The organism is Actinoalloteichus sp. GBA129-24 (assembly GCF_001941645.1).
Classification (GTDB): Bacteria; Actinomycetota; Actinomycetes; order Mycobacteriales; family Pseudonocardiaceae; genus Actinoalloteichus_A; species Actinoalloteichus_A fjordicus.
Window position 1 is genome coordinate 454073 of sequence record NZ_CP016077.1, and the last position, 19706, is coordinate 473778.

Consider the following 19706-nt stretch of genomic DNA (forward strand, 5'->3'; position numbering starts at 1 on the left):
GGGGGACGGCGGGAAGTGAATCCGACCGTCGGCGAACTCGACCGGAGCCCGAGTGCAAGCTGCGCGCTTGCTGTAGCTAGCACTTGGGGTTACCGTGGAGTACGTGCGGAGGGAGTGAACCGGTGGAACGAGTCGACAAGGTGGTCAATCAGGCGGTCGCCGACATCGGGGAGTACATCCGCACCCAGCGGAACAAGGCGCAGATCTCGCTTCGCCAGCTCGCGAAGCAGGCGGGCGTCTCCAATCCCTACCTGAGCCAGATCGAGCGGGGGCTGCGGAAGCCGAGCGCGGAGATCCTGGCGCAGATCGCCAAGGGGCTGCGGATCTCTGCGGAGACGCTGTATCTCCAGGCGGGGCTCCTCGAAAGCCGAGGCGGCGGGCCGGTCGCCGACGCCATCCACGCCGATCCGCAGCTGACCGAGCGGCAGAAACAGGCGCTGCTCGCCGTGTACGAGTCTTTCCTCCAAGAGAAGGAGTGATCCGAAGCGATGCCCACCCTGCCCGATTCAGAAGACGTGAAGAAGGTTCGAGAGCAGGCCGACTCGGCTCTCGGCACCGCTGCGGAGCAGGCCCGCACCCCGCTGCTGGCCGCGCTCGGCGCGGGCGACCTCGCGGCCAAGGCCGTCGTCGACCTGCTCGGCAAGGTCCGCGACCGCGTCGCCGAGGGCGCCGAGACCGCGCGGGCGAACGCGGGCGAGCTGCCGAACGACTTCGAGGAGCTGCGCCAGAAGCTCGACCCGGCTGAGCTGCGCAAGCTGGTCGACGCCTACACGCAGGCGGCCCTACAGCTCTACGGCCACCTCGCCGAGCGGGGCGAGGCGACGCTGGGCAGGCTGCGCTCGCGGCCCGACGTCCAGCGGGCGTGGAGCCAGGTCGAGGCGGGCGTCGGCACGGCCCAGGAGCGGGTCGAGCACGCCGTCGACGACGTGCGTGAACTCGCCGACGACGTGCTGGGAAAGGTGACGCGTAACACGCGATCGGTCGGGGAGAAGGCCGCCGCCGCCACCGAGCAGGCCGCCGAGGACCTCGCCGAGACGACCAAGGAGCAGTCGGACGAGGCTGCGGAGGCGGTGCTCGACGCGGGCGCCAAGGCAGGCTCCGCCGTCCGCAGCACCGCGCGTAAGACCGCGAACCGGACCGCGCCGAGGAAGAGCAGCACGACGACGAAGCCCAGGTCGGAGACGAAGGCCAAGCCCGCCGCCACGAAGGCCGCGAAGCCCAAGGCCCAGGACGAGGACGGCGGCGCAGACACCGCCTGATGATCGAGCGCATCGACACGGCCGCCCGCTGCCGGCGAGTGGGCGGCCGTCGGCGGTGTGCGTGCCGCCCGCCACGCTGTGCGGCCGGTTGGTGAGAGTGCCGCCGGGCATGGGAAGGATCTGCTGATGATGAGAGCAGGCGGCGTCGCGTCGTAGGGTGGTACCCATGTCCGTGAGTTCGGCGCTCGTGCCGCAGATGTGGATCATCTTCGCGATCTGGCTCGCGGGCATCCCCGCCGGGTTGTTCGCCTTCGGCCATGCCCTGTCACAACGTGCCGATGCGTTCGTCGCGGCCGACAAGCTGAGCAAGAACGCCTGGCTGGGCATCACCGGCGGCGCCACCGCCGCCCTGGTCCTGTTCCGACCCTCCGGCACGGGAACCATCTTCTGGATCGCGGGCCTGGTAGCGGCGCTCGTCTACCTCGTGGACGTCAAGCCGAGGATCACCGACGTGCAGCGCGGCCAACGCTGGTGAGGCGAGGCTCAACCGCTCGGCGGCTAGGCGACCGCACGGCCGGACCCGCCTGACGGGCCCGGCGGCACAGCCTGCGCTCGACGACCGCACTGCCCGGCCGACCGTCCGATCAGCCCGAGGGCACCGTGGCGCTTGCCCGTGACCTTCGTCCAAGGCGGCCTGCGGCCCGGCGAGCGCGATCGGGGCGGGAATCTCAGCGGCGTAGCCGGTTGAGGAGCGTGACGAGAACAGCGCGGTCTCTGGGCGGCAGTGCCGTACTGGGCAGCGAATCCGACGTCACGGTGCGCAGGGTGTCGATGACCGCTTCGAGGAATTCGATGCCGAAGTCGGTGAGTGCCAGTCGTTTCTCGTTGCCTCGGCCGGTGACGGTGAGGTAGCCGCGGTCGGCGAGGCGGGTGACGCTGTGGTCGAGGCTGCGGGGTGGCAGGTCGAGTGCGGTGTTGGCGATGGCCTTGCGCATCGGTCGGGGTGCGCGGGCCAGCAGCCGGAGAAGTCGGTAGTCGTAGACGGAGATGCCGTGGCAGTTCCGGAGCGCGTCGGCGGGTTGCACGGTCCAGCGTTGGACGGCGGCGATCAGCGTCTCCCACATCACCCAGGGTTCGGCCGCAACCGTGCGCGCGCCGACGGCGACGTCGAGCGGCACCCGGCCGTCGGGCGCGGCCTGCCTGCCCGTGACGACCGGCGACCGGGACGCGGTCGTCGACGTGGCCGCCGCTCGGGCCGATGCCGGCCTGATGGCCTGGGGGCCGCCCGAGGTGGTGTCGTCTGCTGTGCCTGCGTCTGCTGTGTCTGGGGGCGCTGTGCCCAGGGGTGTGGTGCCCGGGTGTGCTCTCCCGCCGGGGAGGGTCCTCTCGGGCCCGGTGGTGTCCCGCCGGGTGGTCTCGGGCCGCGTGGTGTGTTGCGTGGTGTCGGGCCGAGTGGTGTCGACTCGGGCCGTGTCGATGGGATCGGTCTCGGACATGCGTGGGGTGTCTCCTGAGGATCGTCGCAGGGGGATCGCGTGCGGTCTCCGCTGGTCAACCGTCGCGTTCTCGCCAGACTCGACGAGGTCGGCTGCCGGGTCGGGCAGGCGGTCTCGGGTGGTGGTGGGGCGTGGGCCTGATCGAGTCGTCGGTGGTCATGGCGGTATCGCCGTGAGCAGGCGCGGGGTCCACGACGGGGTCGTGGTGTGTCCCAGACACAGCGGGCAGCGCTGTTCGTCGTAGAAGCACATCCGCAGTGGACGCCGGTTCATCGCCCGGAACTCCACGTCCGGGGCGCAGAGCGGGCGGATCGGGTCGTAGCCGTTCCACGCGGCCTCGGCGAGATGCGAGTCTCCGGAGTGCACTGTGCGCACGAACCAGGCCAGGCCCGTCATGAGTCCTCCATCGGGAAACAGTTCGGACAGCGCAACAGCCGCACCCACTCCGCCACCGACACCAGCACCGCCCCGCACACCGCGACGTTCACCGACTCATACGACTCGTCCCGGCAGTGCTCCAGCCGACGGAACCGCCCCGCCCACCGCTGCGGAGGTGCCGGAGCCGGCGGACTGGCCGAGCCCGGCGGCTCGTCTCCCAGCGTGGGCGCACGCACCGGCACCGCCTCGTCGGCGGAGCCGGCCGAACCGGCGGTGTGGGTGGAACCGGCGGTGTGGGTGGAACCGGTGACATGGGCCGAGCCGATGGCGTTGGCCGAGCCATCGGCGTTGGCCGAGCGGGCTGCGTGGCCGGAGCCGGGGGCGTGGCCGGAGCTGGGGGCGTGGGCCGAATCGAAGGAGCGGGCGGAGTCGGCGGCGGCGCTCATGGGTCCACCGCCGGGAGGCGGGCGGCGTGGAGGCCGGGGCGGAGGTAGGGCCGGATTCGAGCGGCGGCGCGGACGCGGGGGAGCCGAAACCGAGGGGACTGGCCGAGAACGAGCCGGTCGCGAACCGGTTCGCGGCTGAGAGGCGGGCCGGACCCAGGCACGGGCGACCCGAGCAGGCGGCGGGCGCGCATGATCGCCGCGACCAGCCCGGCGCGGGTCCGCAGCAGGTGACCGAGCCGAGTCAGCACCGCCGCCACCGGCTCGGGTCCGAGGGCGGGCCTGATCAGCGCGCCACGACGGTTCGGCAGGCCCCAGGCAGGCCGAGCCGGTTGCGGTGTCCACGCGGTGCGGCCGGTCACGTCAAGGTCCCCGAGAACGCGCGAGTCCAGCCCGGCTGCGGCCCACCGCGCGTCGGACTCGCGTGACGAAAGGCCGACCGTCGACACTGCGCGGCGACCACATCCAGCCGCCGCACCACGGCGGCCCGCCGACGCCGAGCCCGCTCCCGCGCATCGGCGTCGATGCCGCTTGCGGCGGTTCGCCGCCCGCCCGGCTGCCCAGCCGGGATCGGCGGTGCGGCAACTCGACGTCCCGATGCGTGATGTCCGGATGCCTGGGGCTCGGGTGCCCGGTGCCTGGGTGTCTGCCGGCCGGCCGCTTGATGTTCCGGTGCTCGATGTTCCGGCGCCCGATGCGCCGGTGCCCGGCGCGCAGCGGCGCGCTGGTCGGCGGCTCGGAGCCGTGCCCAGTCCGACCGCGACGGCGACCGCCGAGCCGGATGCGCGGCCCGCCACCATCGCCAGACGACGTCCACCGTGGGCAAGCCGATGCACAGGGCGAGGAGCAGAGCGAAGAGAGCGTCGGCGGTGGCGGTCATGACGGCCGTCCGGCGGCGCGAGGCAGACCCGGCCTGCGGAGCGTAGGCAGCGGAGGCGGCTTCCCGACGGCGGCCGTCTGCGGGGAGCCGGGTGGTTGCTGGTCGTCGGGCAGTGTCGTCGTCATGGCTCCTCGTCTCCGTTGTGGCCGGTCTCGGGGTGGTCGCTTCCAGTGGGTCGATGGGTTCCAGGCCGCTGATCGCAGCGCATCTCGTGGGCGTCGGACGTAGGAAAGTCCGCGTCCTGACGGCCACACCAACAACAGGTGCGCGTGAGCCGCCTGCTGCGGTCCTGCTCGGTCTCGCCCTCGCGCCTGCGCATCCACGGCTTCATCAGTCACCGCCGGGGAAGCAGCCGGGGCAGCGAGGCAACCGCTCGCCGTCATCGGCGGGACGGATCACGGCGCCGCAGACCGCGACGTCGACAGCTCGGTAGGTCGGGTCGTGGCAGTGGGCGAGGGCGACAGGCCGGACCCCTGCCCACCTCGTTGCGGTGTCGCCTCCGAGAGCGGTCATCGGACGGCCCACCAGAGTTGAAGCGCGGCATACCAGGCGCCGAACGCTGTGAGGACGATTAGGACGACGGTCATTCGCTCACCCCCGTGAGACACGCCCCGAGCTGGGGCGCCACACAGCGATCGTTCGCCACAGTGACACCTGATGCAAATGGTCGCGGTCCAGCAAATCTGTATTGGAGGAGTTACCATGTGTCACATGAGGCGCGTGACTAGAACTCCCAGGGCCAGGGCTGTCGGACACGCACTGCGCACCCTGCGTGAACAGAAGGGCCTGTCCGCCCGTGAGGTAGGCCGACGAATCGGCATTCACTCCACCATCCTCGGGAGGATCGAAGGCGCCACAAAATGGCTTTCACCTCGTGATTTGTCGAGTCTCCTCGGCGCACTGGAAGCTTCACCCGAAGAGAGGAATCACATACTCGGGTTGGCTGAGGGAAACGGTCGTCCCGGATGGACGGTCGGCCATGTGCCCGAGCAGCTCGCAACGCTGCTCATGTACGAACAGGACGCAACGGCGATCACCGAATGGACGATGACCCTGGTGCCCGGTCTGCTCCAGACTCCCGCCTATGCCCGCGCAGTCATCCACGGTGGTGTCGACGGCGCGGACGACTCGCTCGTGCTCACGAGAATGGGCCGTCAGCAGGTCATGCGCGGCGTTTCGGCCCCGACGGTCGAAGTAATTCTCGATGAGTCAGTGCTGTGGCGTCGGATCGGTAGCCGCGCGACGATGGCCGACCAGCTCCAAGAGATCACCGCCCGTGCCAGCCGGGGCGAGTTCGAGGTTCTGGTCCTGCGGAACGACGCGGGGATGCTCGACGCGCACGCGGGAAGTTTCACGGTGTGGGAGTTTGCGGATGCGCCGCCGATCGCCCATCTAGAGCACATGACCCACGGAACATTCCTCGATGCGGCTGACGAGGTTGCCCACTTCCTCGAAGCGCGTCGTAGCCTGCGAGCGGCTGCGATGACCCCGGCTGACTCACTGAAGGTCATCACAGCCGCCGCTGATCACCACGCTGGAGGCGAGGCATCACCATGACGGTACAACCCATGAGTGGGTGGAGAACGTCGGCACGGTCGGCGAAACAAGGCAACTGCATTGAGATCGGCCAGGCCTCAGGCTTGGTCGGCATCCGGGACACGAAGAACCGGGACGGCGGCACCCTCGTGGTCGACCGGGCGGCCTTCGGCGCCTTACTCGCGTCGATCCGGGCCGACCGGCTCCGCTGAGCCCACGGCGGTCACCCGGCCACGCGGGTGCCGCATCAGAGCCACTACACACGCGACAGCATTCCGCCCCGTTACCGCGAGGCGTCGGGGCGGAATGCTGTCAACAGCGTCCCGACGTGTACTCGGGGCGGGGCTGAAGGTACGGGCATCAGGTGCTGTCAGGCGTCGTCCTTGTCGGTGCCGACAAGATCCTTGACCTTGTCGTCGCCTTGTGGCAATGATTCGTATCACGGTCGAACTCATCCTTCGGCGGCTTCGCCATCGGTGACTGAGACCTCTTCCCGCCGTCCTTGTGCGGTGAACGTCGCCTGGACCTTGGGAAGGTGTTGCTTCACGAGGTGGACCAGGTGAAGCGTGCGCCGGAGTCGCTCACCGTGGACGGTCGGCTCGGTGGGAGCCGTCCAACGCTCCTCCCCACCACAGAGGTTGCACGTCTGAATTCCGTCATTAACGGAAAACTCGAGCTGGATGGGGTGTACACGCACAGTTGCCATGACCTGGAGCTTACGGAGTTCGATGTCCGTTACAGGCAGAGGATGAGTGCGGGCAGAGCGATGCCGACCTGTGGCGTTCAGTAGGCGGGGCGTGGTCAGGGCTGCGGCTTCTGCGGCACTGTCCAAGATCATCATCAGGGAGCGAGGCAGCATGACGGTACTGCACGGCTGGCGGAAGAGCAGCCGGTCTGGTCAGCAGAGCTCCTGCGTCGAAGTCGGCTACGCGCCTGGTGTGGTCGGCATCCGGGACACGAAGAACCGGGACGGCGGCACCCTCGTGGTTGACCGGGCGGCCTTCGGCGTCTTCGTCGCGTCGATCCGGGCCGACCGGCTCCGTTGAGTCACTGGCGGCCACCTGGTCAGCGGGTGGCCGCCACCCGCGTGGCGGTCGGGGAGCGGGCGCCAGATCGTGCAGATCGTCAACACCGTGATCGGAGCTCGGGCCTATTCAGGTCGACCTTTCTGCGACGCACAGTAAGGGGCTCCGGGGGCTCCGTGCGATAGTGGAAGCTCACACGTATCGAGCATAGGCGGCGACAAATGAATGAGCTGGTGTACCGCTCGACAGATGCGCGTTTGACCGTACGTCACGTGCGTCTGTCCGGGACCAACGAGCAGATCGGCGAATCGCTTGGCGACATTGCTCGCTCACGATATGGAGTATCGGCGCAGGACCTACTGCTGCCTGAGGAATTAGTCGCCAGTCGGCGCGAGTGGGCATCCCGCCATTATCCGGAGCTGCTGGTGCGCGGCGCTGGGATCGCCCGCTCCTTCGGTCTGGACCCATCGGACCCACGGGTCGATGCACTCGGCGTGGGATACAACGTGCAGTTGCCAGTGCCCCCGCAGGTGATGGGCTGTTCGGTGGTCGCCACTCCGACGACAGATGCCGGACTCGTGGTGCAGCGCAATTTCGATTTCGGCTTTCTTTCGCTACCGGAGATGATTCTCGGTCCGGGTGCCCCGGAAGCACCTGCCATGCTGAGTGAGCCTTACCTGATGGAGGTTCACCCGACTGACGGAGGAATGAGCGCGCTGTTCATGTGCGCCTTCGATCTCTGTAACGGTGTGATCGACGGCATCAACGAAGCCGGCCTCGTGGTCTCGATGATGCAGCTTATCGACCAGACTAGTCCGGTCTTCGCGCCTCCTGCCGTCGGGCCGGGATTAAACGAGTTCGAGGTGCTTCGCTTCATTCTCGATCGCTGTCGCACCGTCCAGGATGCCCAGCGGGTATTCGAAGAGCAGCAGCCATACTTGTCCTGGTTGCCCTGCCATTACGTCATCGCCGACGCCGGGGGTGCCGTGATGTTGGCCGAGCCCGGCGACGACAATGTGATGCAGATCCGGATGGCGCGGGGCGAACCGATGTGCTCGACCAATCACAGCCTGCTCCGGCCGTTGCCGGACTCGGCGCAGAACGACCCGGAGGTCCGTGGTTCGCTTGATCGGCTGAACCTGATGGAGACCGACCTGATTGTTGAACCCGCCGGATCATTCACCTCCGAGCACCTTGCCTCCGTTGCGGAGAAGGTCGCAGTGAGTACGCTACGGCCAGAAGACGGGTCGGTACTCGGCGGCACGCTCTGGTCGTCGTCGTATCGACCCGAAGAACGTACTCTGTCTATTCGATACTGGTCGGGGCCAGGGGAACCCGGCGGCTGCCCGGACTTCTCCCCCGAGATGCACTTCGAACTCGCCTCTGCAACGTGACGTCTCGGCCGAGTCCGCTGCCCAGTACTCGGCCGGATCACATCGAGTGATCTATTCCATTGGCAGTAGGCCGCACTGAGCGGCGGAGCTGTCCAGAATCCCCATCCCGGCTAGGAGCAAGGCGAGTGCGTTTTCTGGGGGATCGCAGAACAACTCACTCGCCATGCCTCCTCGAGGTACCTGCTGGGAAGCCTGAGTCTGGTTGATCGTACCGCGCTGTTATCTCTCTTCGCGAACGCCAGCTGACGCTTCTGCCGACCACGGGTCACCACGCCATCTCCAGTGCGGTCTGGGTGACCTCCGTCTCGTCCGCAGGATACGGGGGAGGGGAATTGTCATGGCCATCTCGAACCGGAGCTGCCGAGCCTCCTGCGTGGACCCAAACTTCAGAACATGCAAGTATTGTCGGGAATTATCCCGTCGGCCCGATAATTGACACTCGACACGACGGGTGATTCTCGTTTGATCCGTTCCGCCAGAATCTTCCCGCGCTCGCGCCAGGCTTCTTCGATCTCCTCGCTTGGGAAGCCTGAATTTCGGTAATCGTCGGGCTTATATGTCGCCTGGTACTCGTTGTCCCACGCAGAGATTGCAGCGACCAGGTCCGTCGGAAGTTGCAGGTCTTCGGCTGCCTCTTCGATCGAATGACCGTATTCCTCGGGGTCGTCTGCGTAGTAATAGAATGGGTCCTCCTGCCATCCCGTCAGCAACGCTACCTCAATAGAACGAGACAACCTGACTCCCTGTGCGCGAGGGATCAGAATACGCAAGTGTGCGGCGGAATCACTCCGTCGGCTCGGTAGTCTACGCTCACTACTACGGGTGATTCCCGTTTGATGCGTTCTGCCAGTGCCTTCCCGCGCTCGCGCCAGGCTTCCTCGGCCTCTGGCGACGGAAACCCAGACTCCAGCCCGCGCGAACCGGTCGGATCGTATGTCGCCTGATATTCGGCATCCCAGGCTGTGATCTCTGTGACCAGGTCAGCTGGCAGCTGCAATTCCTCCGCAGCCTCTTCGATGGAATGGCAGTACTCTTCTGGATCGTCCCAATCATAGTAAAACGGGTCCTCTTGCCAGCCGGCGAGAAATCCTACGTCAACAGATCGAGTCATCTCAGCTCCCATGCGGAAAGAGTGAATGCTGCGGTTGAGTGATGCTGAACGCGAACTGCTGGCGGACCGGTTTCCGGAGGAAGACCATCTCTCTGGCGCAAGGCCGCCCGATGGCCGCACTCCTCGGGCAGTGGGGTCAGAACATGCAAGAATAGTCGGGAATCACCCCGTTGGCCCGGTAATTGACGCTAGACACTACGGGCGATTCACGTTTGATGCGTTCCGCCAGCGCCTTCCCCCGTTCGCGCCATGCTTCCTCGACCTTGACGCTCGGGAAGCCTGAATTTCGATGATCATCAGGCTTGAACGTCGCCTGATACTCGGCATCCCACGCTACGATGTCGGCGACCAGGTCGTCGGGAAGTTGCAATTCCTCTGCGGCGTCCTCGATTGAATGTCCGTACTCTTCCGGGTCGGACCCGTGGTAATAAAAGGGATCTTCTTCCCAGCCGACCAACAGTGCCACTACAATAGAACGAGACAATTTAGCTCCTATGAAGACGTCTGCGGACTTTATGCTTGAGTGAGATCGGATGTGCGCCTACGATCAACCCGTCGCGGGTGACAGTGATGGCAATACGTCGCCTTTCGCCTTTGAATACCACCTCATACACTCGGCGGTTGACGCCACTATATCCAACGACCTCACCTCGTTCGAGAGCGGCGAACACCAGCGGAATGATATCTTCTCTAGGTACCCGCATCTTGCCGAACTGTTCTACGCGTCGCCAATCCAGAATGTGCTCTTCGCCGCCATCTGGGTTCCGTCCCTCCACCCAGACGATCCGCCCGTCCGGCAGTTTGCTGATGCGGGTGACGTTCTGCGGGTTGATCATCACGCCCGCGCGTTCTCGGTCGGCGATCCAGTCCGCTTCCTGTTCCTCTCGCGCGGTGGCGCCACGGTCCGCCGGTCCGTCGTTGCCGGGCGGCGCGCCCGCGCCCACCTCACCGTCGCTCCGCGATGCTCCCGACATCGACCCGACCAGGTCGGCCGCCAGCGCCGATTCCGTGTCCTGCGATGGAAATGCAGTAGCCGTCGATGATGTCCTGTGCCTGGACTATGGCCGTATGGGCCAGCCGTACGTCGTCGCCGGCCTCGGCTCCGAGTCTGCGCATCTCGTGCACCTGTGGCCAGACCGACCCGGCGGTGCCTTGGTCGAAGATCTCTCTCCCCTCGCTGATCGCCGTCTCTGCCACTACTGCCGCGTTCCGTGCCTCCGACAGCAGGGCATGCGCTCGCCGCAACTGCTCGACCACCTCCGTTACGGACATCGCACGATCCCTCACTCTCAGTGCCCGTCGCCATGGTGCCCGATCGTCGAATCGAAGTCGACCGAGTTCCGCAAACCTGTGGACAACTTGTGCGACCGAGCGCACACCGGCCACCGGTAGCCTGCCTCCTCTGACGCGGGGTGGGCGCGGACGGGAACTTTCCACCGACCGGACTATTGGACTCCGCGCGTCACCGTCGGATCAGTAGATCACCGTGCCGCGCGGGATGCTGCCATCGCCGAGATACTCGGCGCGGGCCACGGCAGGGCACTCCCTGTTGATGCTCGCCGCGAGATCCTTAGTTCGAGCGGGCCTGGCTTGTTCGGCTTCGGGCGTGCAGTGTGGGCTTTCTACGCCTCACGTACCTCGGTGGCGTGCTGGTGGTTGCCGTGGCCGAACCGGGAGCGCACAGCCTGTACGGCGCGGCTGGACGCGGTACCGTCCCCGAACGGCGTCGGGAGGCTCGCTAGGCGGGCGTTGATCGCCGGGGCGTTGCGTATCCAGGTCACCAGGGTCTGGCTGATCCTCTCGTCGCAGGGGAGCATCCTGCTGCCGAAGGCGTGCTCGACTTCGGGGCGTTCATTACTGCATCGGATGATGAGGATGGGGCGTTTGAGGATCGTGGCTTCTTCCTGGATACCACCCGAATCGGTAACAAGACCCGCTGCGTGGCGAATGAGGGCGAGCAGCACCGGATAGTCGAGTGGTTCAGTCCGCCGGAGCTGGCAGGCGAGGTGGTCAAGCCCGAACGTCCTGATGTTGCGCCGCGTCCGGGGATGTTGGGGGAACACGACTGGCATGGGTGATGCGACCAGTTGACGCAGGATGGCGGCGAGATTGACGGGGTTGTCGGCGTTTTCTGGTCGGTGGATGGTCGCCAGCACGAACCTGCCGGGCGTCAGTCGGAGACCGGAGAGGATGTGTGCCTGTTTCTGTGCGTCCGGCAGTGCGGTGGCAACAGCCTCGACGATGGTGTTGCCAGTAATCTCAATGCGCTCCGGGACAATGCGTTCGGCTAAGAGGTTGTCCCTGGCGAGTGAGTTCGGGGCGCAGCACAGGTCGGCGAGGTGGTCGATGAGCACGCGGTGGTGTTCTTCGGGCATTGCGCGGTCAAAGCTGCGCAGACCGGCTTCAAGATGCACGAGCGGCGTGCTGGTGGCATTCGCGGCTAGCGCTCCGGCCAGCGCCGACGTGGTGTCTCCCTGCACGAGCACAGCGTCCGGTTCGTGCAGAGTGAGGACCTGATCGAGAGCGGTCACCAGGTCGCCGAGCTGGTGGCCACGGCTGATGTCGCGGTCGACGTGGGCGTCGAGCACGATGTCCGGTGTGATCTGCCCGGCCATGCCAGCGCTGAAGTGCTGGCCAGTGTGCACGACGAGTGCCTCGCTACCGAGGAGTTCGGCGACCGGGCCGAGCTTGATGGCTTCGGGGCGGGTGCCCACGACGACGGCAATGCGCACAGAACGATCGCTGGCGGTCACCAGAACACGTGCGTCCGTTCGCCCGCGCAGAAACGACGTGCGGCGACGAACAGACGCAGGTAGAGCTGGTCGAGTTTGAGGTAGTTGGGGATCAGGTCGGCCGTGGTCAGAGTCGCCTCGCTGTACTCGAGGCCGTTGTCGGTGCGAGTGGCGTAGCGGGCGGGCACGGCGTCGGTGGCGCCGTCGGCAAGCGTGATCGCGTCGTCCAGCGCGATCTCCACCAGGCCGGACACTTCGGCGTCGGCGAGCGGAATCTCTTCTAGGGCCACGTCCAGGGGGATCAAGTGCCAGTGCTGGAACTCCCGCTCGATATAGTCGGGGGCGAGGGTGACGGCTGTCTGTCGCAGGCCGATCGGGTACAGGTCGCCGTAGGTGATGTGCAACCCAAGCTCCTCGTGGACCTCACGCACGCCTTCGGGAATCGTCTCGCCAGCCTGGTAGTGGCCGCCTACGGTGATGTCAGCGTAGTCCGGTCGATCGAAGGTGTACCGCCCCGGAGCCTTCTTCTGAAGTACCACGCGTTGGGTAGTGGAGTTGATCGCGAGCGCCGAAAAGGTGCGGTGCCACAAGCCCTTGGCGTGAGCGATCTTCTTGTCCTCTGTGCCGATGTGTTCATAGCGGTCGTTGAAAACGTCGATCAGTTTCACAGCTGTCCTCAGTGGCGGTCGGCGAGTTCGGTCTGGAGTTGCCAGTAGGTCTGGAGGGCCTCGAGGTATCGGCGTGGCTCACCGACGGTGACCCAGCGTCCGGTGATCCGGTGTACCCGTACGTCAGCGATCTGGGCGAGTTCGCCGACCGCAACGCCAAGGTCGAGTTCTCCCCGAGCCCGCTCTGTCGGGACGAGCAGTTCGAAGATCGAGGGTCGCAGGATCAGCCGGGAGACGACCGCGAGGGGCTCCGCGACGGTTGCGGGGTCGGGCCGTTGTCGGATGCCGATCACACGGTCGGGATCGTCGCGATGGATGTCGACGACACCGAACGACGCGATGTCGGCATGGGCAACCAGTTGTGCCGCGATCACGGCGTCGGCCCCGTCATCGGCTAGGACCCGCATTGCGGCGAGGTCGTGTCCACCCAGCACCACATCGTCACCGAACGCTACGCCGAACGACTCTTCTGCGGCGAGCCTCTCCCGGACAGTGAGCAGCGGTGTGCCATTGCCGTAGCCGTGCCCGAGGTCCTCGGCGACCGCCTCCACCGGCACGCCATCCTCACGCAACACGTCCACGTAGGCGGACACGACAAGGTCATCGGGCCGGGTCGCGACGATGACGGTGGCGGCTCCGGCTCCCACACATTCGGCGATCACGTGGTCGAGGGCGGGGCGATGCCCGACCGGCAGCATCTCCTTCGGGACGATGGCGCTAAACGGCCGGAACCGCGTCGCTTGCCCCGCTGCGGTCACCACCGCCGTCCAGCCCATGCCCTTCATCCAAGACCTTCCGTCGCGTTGTTCAGGGCGCGGACGAGATCACCCACGGCGTTCCGCACGCCGAAACTCATCTCAATGCACGGTACGGTCGTTGCGAGGTACTCGATAGCGGCGCTTGCCTGGTTATCAAGCTGCACGTCCGTCCTGCGGCGAGGGACCAGCCAGGGCCGAACCCAGAACTCATCCCGCGGGGTGAAGCAGTTCGCCGCGATGACGCGGCGGGCTGCGGCCATCGGCAGGCGACGCGCGCGGGCCGGTTCGTCAGTGTCCGCCAGTCTGGGAACCACCACCAGCCGCAACGTCGACCGTGCGATCAGGCTGGCGCCGAACGCTTCGGCGAACTCCCGAGCGGTGAAGGCGTGCTTGACCACCGAACCGAAGTCCGCAGGCATCCTGTCGAATTCGCTTCCGTCGGCGGTTCGGCGGTGAACGAGGTGTTCCAGCTCAGGAAATGCCTGGATCGTGCCTCTTGCGGTCGGTACGGGCAACGGCACAGCGATGACGTGATCTCCCTGGTAGACGACAAGCCGATCATTGGACAGCAGGGCGGCCCCGGGCGACCGGAGAAGGGCCGCCGTCACAGTGGTCTTGCCCGCACCACGAGGTCCGCAGACCATTACGGCTACGCCGTCGACATCGACACCGGCCGCGTGGAAGATGACTCCGCCCGCGTCCTCATAGGTGCGCAGCATGGCCTCCCGCACAAGCCGGATCGGATAGCGATGTGCATTCCCGGTGCCAGCATGGACAAACAAGTCGATGTCCTGCCCTTGCACGGCCACGGCGTACGCACCCGGTTGGTGTTCCACGTTGTCCGTGGCGATGACGTAGCAGCGGCGACCGGTCGCCTGACGTGCCTCCTTCATCAGCAGTCCGGTAACCGGCTCGACGATGCCGGTGGTCGGCGAGCGCCTGATTACCTCGGCAACCTGGCGGAAGGCCGCGCCGTCGGTGTGTACGCGGATGTTGAACGCGGCCAGGACGAGTTCTCTCGGCGGCGTTGTCAGGAAGTCCGACAGATACGCGCGCTGTGCAGACAGCCATTCGGGTGGTGCAGCGATCGTGAACGCCACATCCCCAGCGTGGCAGCCCCATGTGGACAGGTTTCTTGATGGATCGGCTGACGAGTTCACGTGAGGACAAGCTCCTTCACAGTCTGAGCGACCTGCCGGATGCGGTCAGCCCGCTCTGCCTCGGAGAGATCCCGGAACGCCCGAACGGAAGTCAAGGTGAAGAAGTCATGGACGCTCGCGGGCTCGGCTTCTCCTGCCAACCCGCGCAAGGCCAACATGGCCCGCGCCTGGAACCACGACGCGGGGAACGACGTCTCGACGAGCGCGGCGAACTCCTGCGGTACCTGGTGGGCGAGGTCCTGTCCTCGGTGACCAGCCAGGCTGATATCGGAGCGCAGCAGTGCACGTGCGGCATAGCCGATCAGCGCGTCGAGGATCACCGTGGTGTCGAAGCACAAGGCGGTGAAGAGCACGTCGAACAAGTTCGACGGCTCCGGGCGCACACTCGGAATGAGTGGCGGCAGTACGTCAACCAGCACGACGCGATCGTCAGCGAGGCAGAAGTTGGCCAGGTTGCTGTCTACGCGGGCATCCGTGGAGTCCAGAGCACGCACCCAGCCGGCGATCTCTATCACGGCGTCGACGAAACGTGAGGGGTCGACGCCAGCGTGGTCGAGCAATACGGGTCCGGTGACCCAGAGATGTCGCACCGCCAGCGGCCGAGCGGATTCCACCGACAGGCCCGGCGGCAGGGTCACGCCGGCTGCTCGCAGCCTGGACAGGTAGACGTTCATCCCACTCGCGCCGACGTGCTGCGCTACCGCTGTGAAGCGAGTTCCTGCCGGGTGCTGGCCGTTCAGCACCTTGATCACGTCCTGGCCGTCGCGCCGATGCGCGGCGAAGTCACCTTGGCCGGTCATCGAGAGGGGTCCCTGCTACGGAGGAAGGCTTCGGCGTCGACCACCATCGCGCGGAACTCAGCGAGCAGATCGAGCCTAAGACCGTCAGCCAGCGTGGTGGCAGCCGTTACTGCGGTGGCGCTGGCCGTCTGGATCGATGGCGGTGTGCCCGTGGGTCGGTGGCGGAAGCCGTCGTGAATCATGGCGGCTTCGGCGAGTTGGCCCAGAGTGATCAGCAGGCGTAGGAGTTGCTCGACTTCGCCGTCACGGCCCGCCGGTCGGGCGGCGGGGAGGCTGGCGGGCTCCGTATCCGCCAGCGTCGGCACGCTGAGGACGGCCAACAGGACGTCGGCTAGTTCGTCTCCGGTGTTGGTGATCGGCCGTTGCGGATCGTCGAGGTGGGTGGTGTCGGTTCCCCACTGGCGAAGCAGGCACAGGGCGAGGTGCCCGAGTTGAACGGTCACCTCGGCGGCGGCCGTGGTCGCGGTCCACGGTTGCGGCGCGGTGCCTGCGAAACCTACGCGGAGCCGGCGCACGTCGGCGAGCACGCAGGCCAGGTTCTCGGGTGTCATCCGGCATCACCGATGACCAGCGGTAGGGCACCGGCCGTTCCACTGCTCCAATAGGGGTCGCTGTGCTGGCGGGCGACGCGGACTCGGATGCCGAGATCGTGCGTCAGCGCGGCAGCGGTGTTGGTGGGTAGGACCGCATGGATCACGACTTCTCCACGAGGATGGTCGAAGGTGAACTGCGTGTCGGCGTACCCACGTCGGTCCAACGCAGTTCGGATGGTCGCGTCCGTCGGGGCAGGGCGGCGGAGGATGTCAGCCTCGCAACGGAGACGTTGGGCGTTTGGGCAGTGGTTGCGTGCCGTGCATACGTCGCTGCCAAACACCCCGAACCTGTCGGGTTGGCCGAGCACGTAGGCCAAGGCACAGGAGTTGGTGTGGAACAACGGATGATCTGGACGGCGCTGGTGGGTTGCGTGAATGAAGTTCCAGAACGCTCGCGGGTAGACACCTTCGGCTGTGGTGACTCCTGGAGTAGTGACCAGCGCTGGCCACAGCCCGGCTAACCGGGGCAACGCAGCGGATTCGACCTTCAAGCCGGCGGCCATGGTGCACCGCGCGTAAGTCGCCGCCCAATCGAAGACCGCTTCCATCGTGCCTGTAGTAGCCGACTCCGGGAACGCGGGACGCCAGTAGTGCACAACTGGGACGCCAGCCTGCGCCAGCCGCGGAAAATTGGTCTTCAACTCTTCGTGTCGAATGCCGCGTTCCACATCGCGCCCCAACCCGGAGTAGCTCAAGTACACAATCGTTCGCAATCCGGCCTGCCGGGTCGTCGTCACTGTGTCGAGCGTGTCATCAGGGATCGGGCACTTGGTGATGAGAACGATGGGGTTGTGAATCTTCTTCTGGACCAGCACGGCTAGCAGATCGGCGAGGTGCGCACGGGAATCGGGCAGTGCCATCACGTCGGTCCACGTGTATAACGCGATGGGGCGAGCTGGTGTGTAGTACGGCGACGCAGTGAGCAAGTCGACAGTTTCCGCTGGGTCGACCAACTGCTCGGGCCGGACGGCAGTCTGGCCTCGCTCGTTCAGGAAACAGTACGAGCAACTCTTCGGGCAGCCCTGGATGGGATTCACTGCAATCCACGTTGCGTGCTGGTCTACGATCGCGGTCTGCGTACGCGGGCGCTTGGCTTGGCGGTCACCGGCATCGTGGTAGGTGTTCACCTTCTTCACACTCCTCGCCATCCGATCATTCCGTGCTTACCGAGAGATCCAGGTCTTGTAGCGAGAGTTCCAGGCGCCGAGGCCTACGGCTCCGCGCCCAGCGTGCACAGGCGGCGACTCGGGATCAGGCCCCTGCGGCCCGTCCGGTCGAAACGTTGCCAGGGTTGGGATTGCTGTTCTCCGCGTTCCCAGCGCCCGATTCGCCTGGCGTATCCCGCGTCATCTCTAACCAGGCGGTCCTGGTAGATCGCCGCAATCGATCTAGTTATGGTCGTGTCGCCAGCGCCGATTCCGTGTCCTGCGATGGAAATGCAGTAGCCGTCGATGATGTCCTGTGCCTGGACTATGGCCGTATGGGCCAGCCGTACGTCGTCGCCGGCCTCGGCTCCGAGTCTGCGCATCTCGGGCACCTGTGGCCAGACCGACCCGGCGGTGCCCTGGTCGAAGATCTCTCTCCCCTCGCCGATCGCCGTCTCCGCCACCACTGCCGCGTTCCGTGCCTCCGACAACAGGGCATGCGCCCGCCGCTACTGCTCGACCACCTCCGTTACGGACATCGCACGATCCCTCACTCTCAGTGCCCGTCGCCATGGTGCCCGATCGTCGAATCGAAGTCGACCGAGTTCCGCAAACCTGTGGACAACTTGTGCGACCGAGCGCACACCGGGCCACCGGTGGGAAGCAACGCGCCTGATGGGCGGGGCTGCTGGCGCATTCGGTGCTGACGCAGCGGACGATGCAGACCTCAAGCGGGAAGGCGGAACGACACGCTCCCGGATGGTGAGTGGACACACGCTCGGACACGGCGGAAGTCGGCGGGAGCAGGCCCGCCGGCTAGCCTCTCGGCCATGACCTTCCCCGAGATCTTCGGCGGGCTGGCGCTGATCCCGGCCCTGGACAACCTCGACCTGCTCGCCGATCCGGTCGCGGCCGGGCTGCGGGCGCTGCCCGAGGCCTCGGCGGCCCGCTGTGCCGTCGTCGCGATCGATCCGGAGTTGGCCGACACGGCGGCGTTGACCGAGCACTACGGCCTGTCGCTCGAGTCCTCGGCGAACTGCGTGGTCGTCGCGGGCAAGCGCGAGGGCGAACGTCGGTTCGCGGCCTGTCTGATCTTGGCGAACACCCGCGCCGACGTGAACGGCGTCGTCAAGCGGCGCCTCGACGTGCGCAAGGCCTCGTTCGCCCCGCAGCAGGACGCCGTCGACCTCGCGGGCATGGAGTACGGCGGCATCACCGCCGTCGGCCTGCCCGCCGAGTGGCCGCTGCTGCTCGACCCGGCGGTGGTGGCCGCCGAGTGGGTCGTCATCGGCAGCGGCCTTCGGCGCAGCAAGCTCGTCGTGCCCGGCGCCGTCCTGCCCGAGCTGCCTGGTGCGGAGGTCACTCCCGGCCTCGGTCGCCCGCTCGGCTGACCCGGCTGGAGCGGGGCTGCCGACCGCGTCGGCGAGCGGTCCGGCTAGAAGACCACCGTGCGGTTGCCGTGCATCAGCACCCGATCCTCCAGGTGCGAGCGCAGTCCCCTGGCCAGCACCACCTTCTCGATGTCGCGGCCCTTGCGGACCATGTCGTCGATGGAGTCGGTGTGGTCGACCCGGATCACGTCCTGCTCGATGATCGGGCCCGCGTCGAGTTCCGCCGTCACGTAGTGGCAGGTCGCGCCGACCAGCTTCACGCCTCGGACGTGCGCCTGGTGGTAGGGCCGGGCGCCGATGAACGAGGGCAGGAAGCTGTGGTGGATGTTGATCGCCCGGCCCGCCCATGCCGCGCACAGCTCGACCGGCAAGACCTGCATGAACCGCGCGAGGACGACGGCGTGCGGGTCGTGGGAGTCGACGATCTTGCGGATCTCGGCGAAGGCCGCCAGCCGGGCCGCCTCGTCCGTTCCCGCCCGAGGGAATCGGACGTGGTGGAACGGGATGCCGTGCGCCTGCGTGACGGCGGCGAGGCCGTCGTGATTGCCGATGACGGCGCTGACCTCGACGTCCAATTCGCCCGCCGCCACCCGCCCCAGCAGGTCGTACAGGCAGTGCGCGGCCTTGGACACCAGGATCACGACGCGCTGTCGCTCGCCCGTGTCGCTGATCCGCCATTCGGTCCGCTCGCCGAGGCTCGCGGCGACCGGGGCGAACCGCTCGCGCAGCTCCTCCGCGGTCAACGCCAGCGAGTCGACGCGGACCTCCTGGCGGGTGAAGAACCAGTTGGTGTCCGGATCGGTGTGGTACGACGCCTCGACGATCCACCCGCCCAGTTCCGCGAGGAAGCCCGCGATCGTGGCGACGATTCCCGTGCGGTCCGGGCAGCCCAGGGAGATCACGTAACGGCGTTCAACTCTCGACACGGTCAGTGAGTGTGGCAGCCCCGCTGACCAGGCTCGTCGGCGCGGGTGGCCTGACGGGGCGCGGCCGAGTC

At 66.7% G+C, this 19706-nt stretch carries 26 protein-coding genes; 8 read left to right on the plus strand and 18 right to left on the minus strand.

What is annotated here, in order from left to right; all coding sequences use genetic code 11:
• The first annotated feature begins 122 nt into the window (after positions 1-122).
• The 3 genes from UA75_RS02010 (at position 123) to UA75_RS02020 (ending at position 1734) form a co-directional block, all read left to right on the plus strand.
• Positions 123-479 carry a helix-turn-helix domain-containing protein gene (locus tag UA75_RS02010; RefSeq protein ID WP_075738377.1) on the plus strand — a complete coding sequence of 119 codons (357 nt, stop codon included), beginning with the start codon at positions 123-125 and terminating at the stop codon, positions 477-479.
• A 9-nt stretch (positions 480-488) separates the two neighbouring features.
• Positions 489-1259: a hypothetical protein gene (locus tag UA75_RS02015; protein ID WP_075738379.1), complete on the plus strand. Its 771-nt coding sequence runs from the start codon at positions 489-491 to the stop codon at positions 1257-1259.
• 166 nt (positions 1260-1425) lie between these two features.
• The gene (locus tag UA75_RS02020; protein WP_157433940.1) at positions 1426-1734 is read left to right on the plus strand and encodes a DUF2516 family protein; all 309 of its coding nucleotides are present in this window, start codon (positions 1426-1428) and stop codon (positions 1732-1734) included.
• Positions 1735-1927: 193 nt separating this feature from the next.
• Here the strand turns inward: UA75_RS02020 and UA75_RS02025 are convergent, their stop codons facing one another.
• From UA75_RS02025 to UA75_RS02040, 4 genes are all read right to left on the minus strand, one after another.
• Positions 1928-2695 carry a MarR family winged helix-turn-helix transcriptional regulator gene (locus UA75_RS02025; protein ID WP_075738381.1) on the minus strand — a complete coding sequence of 256 codons (768 nt, stop codon included), beginning with the start codon at positions 2693-2695 and terminating at the stop codon, positions 1928-1930.
• 156 nt (positions 2696-2851) lie between these two features.
• Complete coding sequence (locus UA75_RS02030; RefSeq protein ID WP_075738383.1) at positions 2852-3091, minus strand: hypothetical protein; 240 nt, start codon at positions 3089-3091, stop codon at positions 2852-2854.
• Positions 3088-3519, minus strand: coding sequence for a hypothetical protein (locus UA75_RS02035; protein ID WP_075738385.1), 432 nt, complete (start codon positions 3517-3519; stop codon positions 3088-3090). The genes UA75_RS02030 and UA75_RS02035 overlap by 4 nt, the downstream gene beginning before the upstream one ends.
• Positions 3516-3878, minus strand: coding sequence for a hypothetical protein (locus UA75_RS02040; protein ID WP_157433941.1), 363 nt, complete (start codon positions 3876-3878; stop codon positions 3516-3518). The genes UA75_RS02035 and UA75_RS02040 overlap by 4 nt, the downstream gene beginning before the upstream one ends.
• Positions 3879-5107: 1229 nt before the next feature.
• Between UA75_RS02040 and UA75_RS02045 the strand changes: the two genes are divergently transcribed.
• The 4 genes from UA75_RS02045 to UA75_RS02065 all read left to right on the plus strand — a co-directional run bounded on the left by UA75_RS02045 (position 5108) and on the right by UA75_RS02065 (position 8351).
• Positions 5108-5953: a helix-turn-helix domain-containing protein gene (locus tag UA75_RS02045; protein WP_075743307.1), complete on the plus strand. Its 846-nt coding sequence runs from the start codon at positions 5108-5110 to the stop codon at positions 5951-5953.
• Positions 5954-5964: 11 nt separating this feature from the next.
• The gene (locus UA75_RS02050; RefSeq protein ID WP_083682857.1) at positions 5965-6144 is read left to right on the plus strand and encodes a DUF397 domain-containing protein; all 180 of its coding nucleotides are present in this window, start codon (positions 5965-5967) and stop codon (positions 6142-6144) included.
• A gap of 645 nt (positions 6145-6789) precedes the next feature.
• A complete protein-coding gene (locus tag UA75_RS02060; protein ID WP_075743308.1) occupies positions 6790-6978 on the plus strand; it encodes a DUF397 domain-containing protein in 189 nt (62 codons plus the stop codon).
• Positions 6979-7178: 200 nt separating this feature from the next.
• A complete protein-coding gene (locus UA75_RS02065) occupies positions 7179-8351 on the plus strand; it encodes a C45 family peptidase (protein ID WP_083690607.1) in 1173 nt (390 codons plus the stop codon).
• Between the two features lie 386 nt (positions 8352-8737).
• Here UA75_RS02065 and UA75_RS32415 read toward each other — a convergent pair whose 3' ends face one another.
• The 13 genes from UA75_RS32415 to UA75_RS02115 form a co-directional block, all read right to left on the minus strand.
• Positions 8738-9085 carry a hypothetical protein gene (locus UA75_RS32415; RefSeq protein WP_157433942.1) on the minus strand — a complete coding sequence of 116 codons (348 nt, stop codon included), beginning with the start codon at positions 9083-9085 and terminating at the stop codon, positions 8738-8740.
• A gap of 23 nt (positions 9086-9108) precedes the next feature.
• A complete protein-coding gene (locus tag UA75_RS32420; RefSeq protein ID WP_157433943.1) occupies positions 9109-9474 on the minus strand; it encodes a hypothetical protein in 366 nt (121 codons plus the stop codon).
• A 124-nt stretch (positions 9475-9598) separates the two neighbouring features.
• A complete protein-coding gene (locus tag UA75_RS32425) occupies positions 9599-9928 on the minus strand; it encodes a hypothetical protein (RefSeq protein WP_157433944.1) in 330 nt (109 codons plus the stop codon).
• Positions 9929-9947: 19 nt separating this feature from the next.
• Positions 9948-10406, minus strand: coding sequence for a hypothetical protein (locus tag UA75_RS32430; RefSeq protein ID WP_157433945.1), 459 nt, complete (start codon positions 10404-10406; stop codon positions 9948-9950).
• Between the two features lies 1 nt (position 10407).
• Positions 10408-10734 (minus strand): hypothetical protein, encoded by a 327-nt coding sequence (locus UA75_RS02075; protein ID WP_157433946.1) that lies wholly within the window; start codon positions 10732-10734, stop codon positions 10408-10410.
• Between the two features lie 350 nt (positions 10735-11084).
• Positions 11085-12215, minus strand: a complete 1131-nt coding sequence (wecB, locus tag UA75_RS02080; protein ID WP_232237599.1) for a non-hydrolyzing UDP-N-acetylglucosamine 2-epimerase — start codon at positions 12213-12215, stop codon at positions 11085-11087.
• Complete coding sequence (locus UA75_RS02085; protein WP_075738397.1) at positions 12212-12862, minus strand: NUDIX hydrolase; 651 nt, start codon at positions 12860-12862, stop codon at positions 12212-12214. The genes wecB and UA75_RS02085 overlap by 4 nt, the downstream gene beginning before the upstream one ends.
• An 8-nt stretch (positions 12863-12870) precedes the next feature.
• Positions 12871-13647, minus strand: coding sequence for a sugar phosphate nucleotidyltransferase (locus tag UA75_RS02090; protein ID WP_075738399.1), 777 nt, complete (start codon positions 13645-13647; stop codon positions 12871-12873).
• On the minus strand, positions 13644-14720 hold the full coding sequence (locus tag UA75_RS02095; protein WP_083682859.1) for a hypothetical protein: 1077 nt from the start codon (positions 14718-14720) through the stop codon (positions 13644-13646). Before UA75_RS02095 ends, UA75_RS02090 begins: the two co-directional genes overlap by 4 nt.
• Before the next feature lie 56 nt (positions 14721-14776).
• Entirely contained in the window at positions 14777-15580 is an 804-nt protein-coding gene (locus tag UA75_RS02100) for a hypothetical protein (RefSeq protein WP_232251148.1), read from the minus strand.
• Positions 15577-16131 (minus strand): hypothetical protein, encoded by a 555-nt coding sequence (locus UA75_RS02105; protein ID WP_075738401.1) that lies wholly within the window; start codon positions 16129-16131, stop codon positions 15577-15579. Before UA75_RS02105 ends, UA75_RS02100 begins: the two co-directional genes overlap by 4 nt.
• The gene (locus UA75_RS02110; protein WP_075743313.1) at positions 16128-17300 is read right to left on the minus strand and encodes a hypothetical protein; all 1173 of its coding nucleotides are present in this window, start codon (positions 17298-17300) and stop codon (positions 16128-16130) included. The genes UA75_RS02105 and UA75_RS02110 overlap by 4 nt, the downstream gene beginning before the upstream one ends.
• Positions 17301-17383: 83 nt before the next feature.
• Positions 17384-17785, minus strand: coding sequence for a hypothetical protein (locus UA75_RS02115; RefSeq protein WP_075738403.1), 402 nt, complete (start codon positions 17783-17785; stop codon positions 17384-17386).
• 363 nt (positions 17786-18148) lie between these two features.
• Between UA75_RS02115 and UA75_RS02120 the strand changes: the two genes are divergently transcribed.
• Positions 18149-18709 (plus strand): YbaK/EbsC family protein, encoded by a 561-nt coding sequence (locus tag UA75_RS02120; protein WP_075738405.1) that lies wholly within the window; start codon positions 18149-18151, stop codon positions 18707-18709.
• Positions 18710-18753: 44 nt separating this feature from the next.
• Here the strand turns inward: UA75_RS02120 and purU are convergent, their stop codons facing one another.
• Positions 18754-19635: a formyltetrahydrofolate deformylase gene (gene purU / locus UA75_RS02125; RefSeq protein ID WP_075738407.1), complete on the minus strand. Its 882-nt coding sequence runs from the start codon at positions 19633-19635 to the stop codon at positions 18754-18756.
• Positions 19636-19706: the final 71 nt, after the last annotated feature.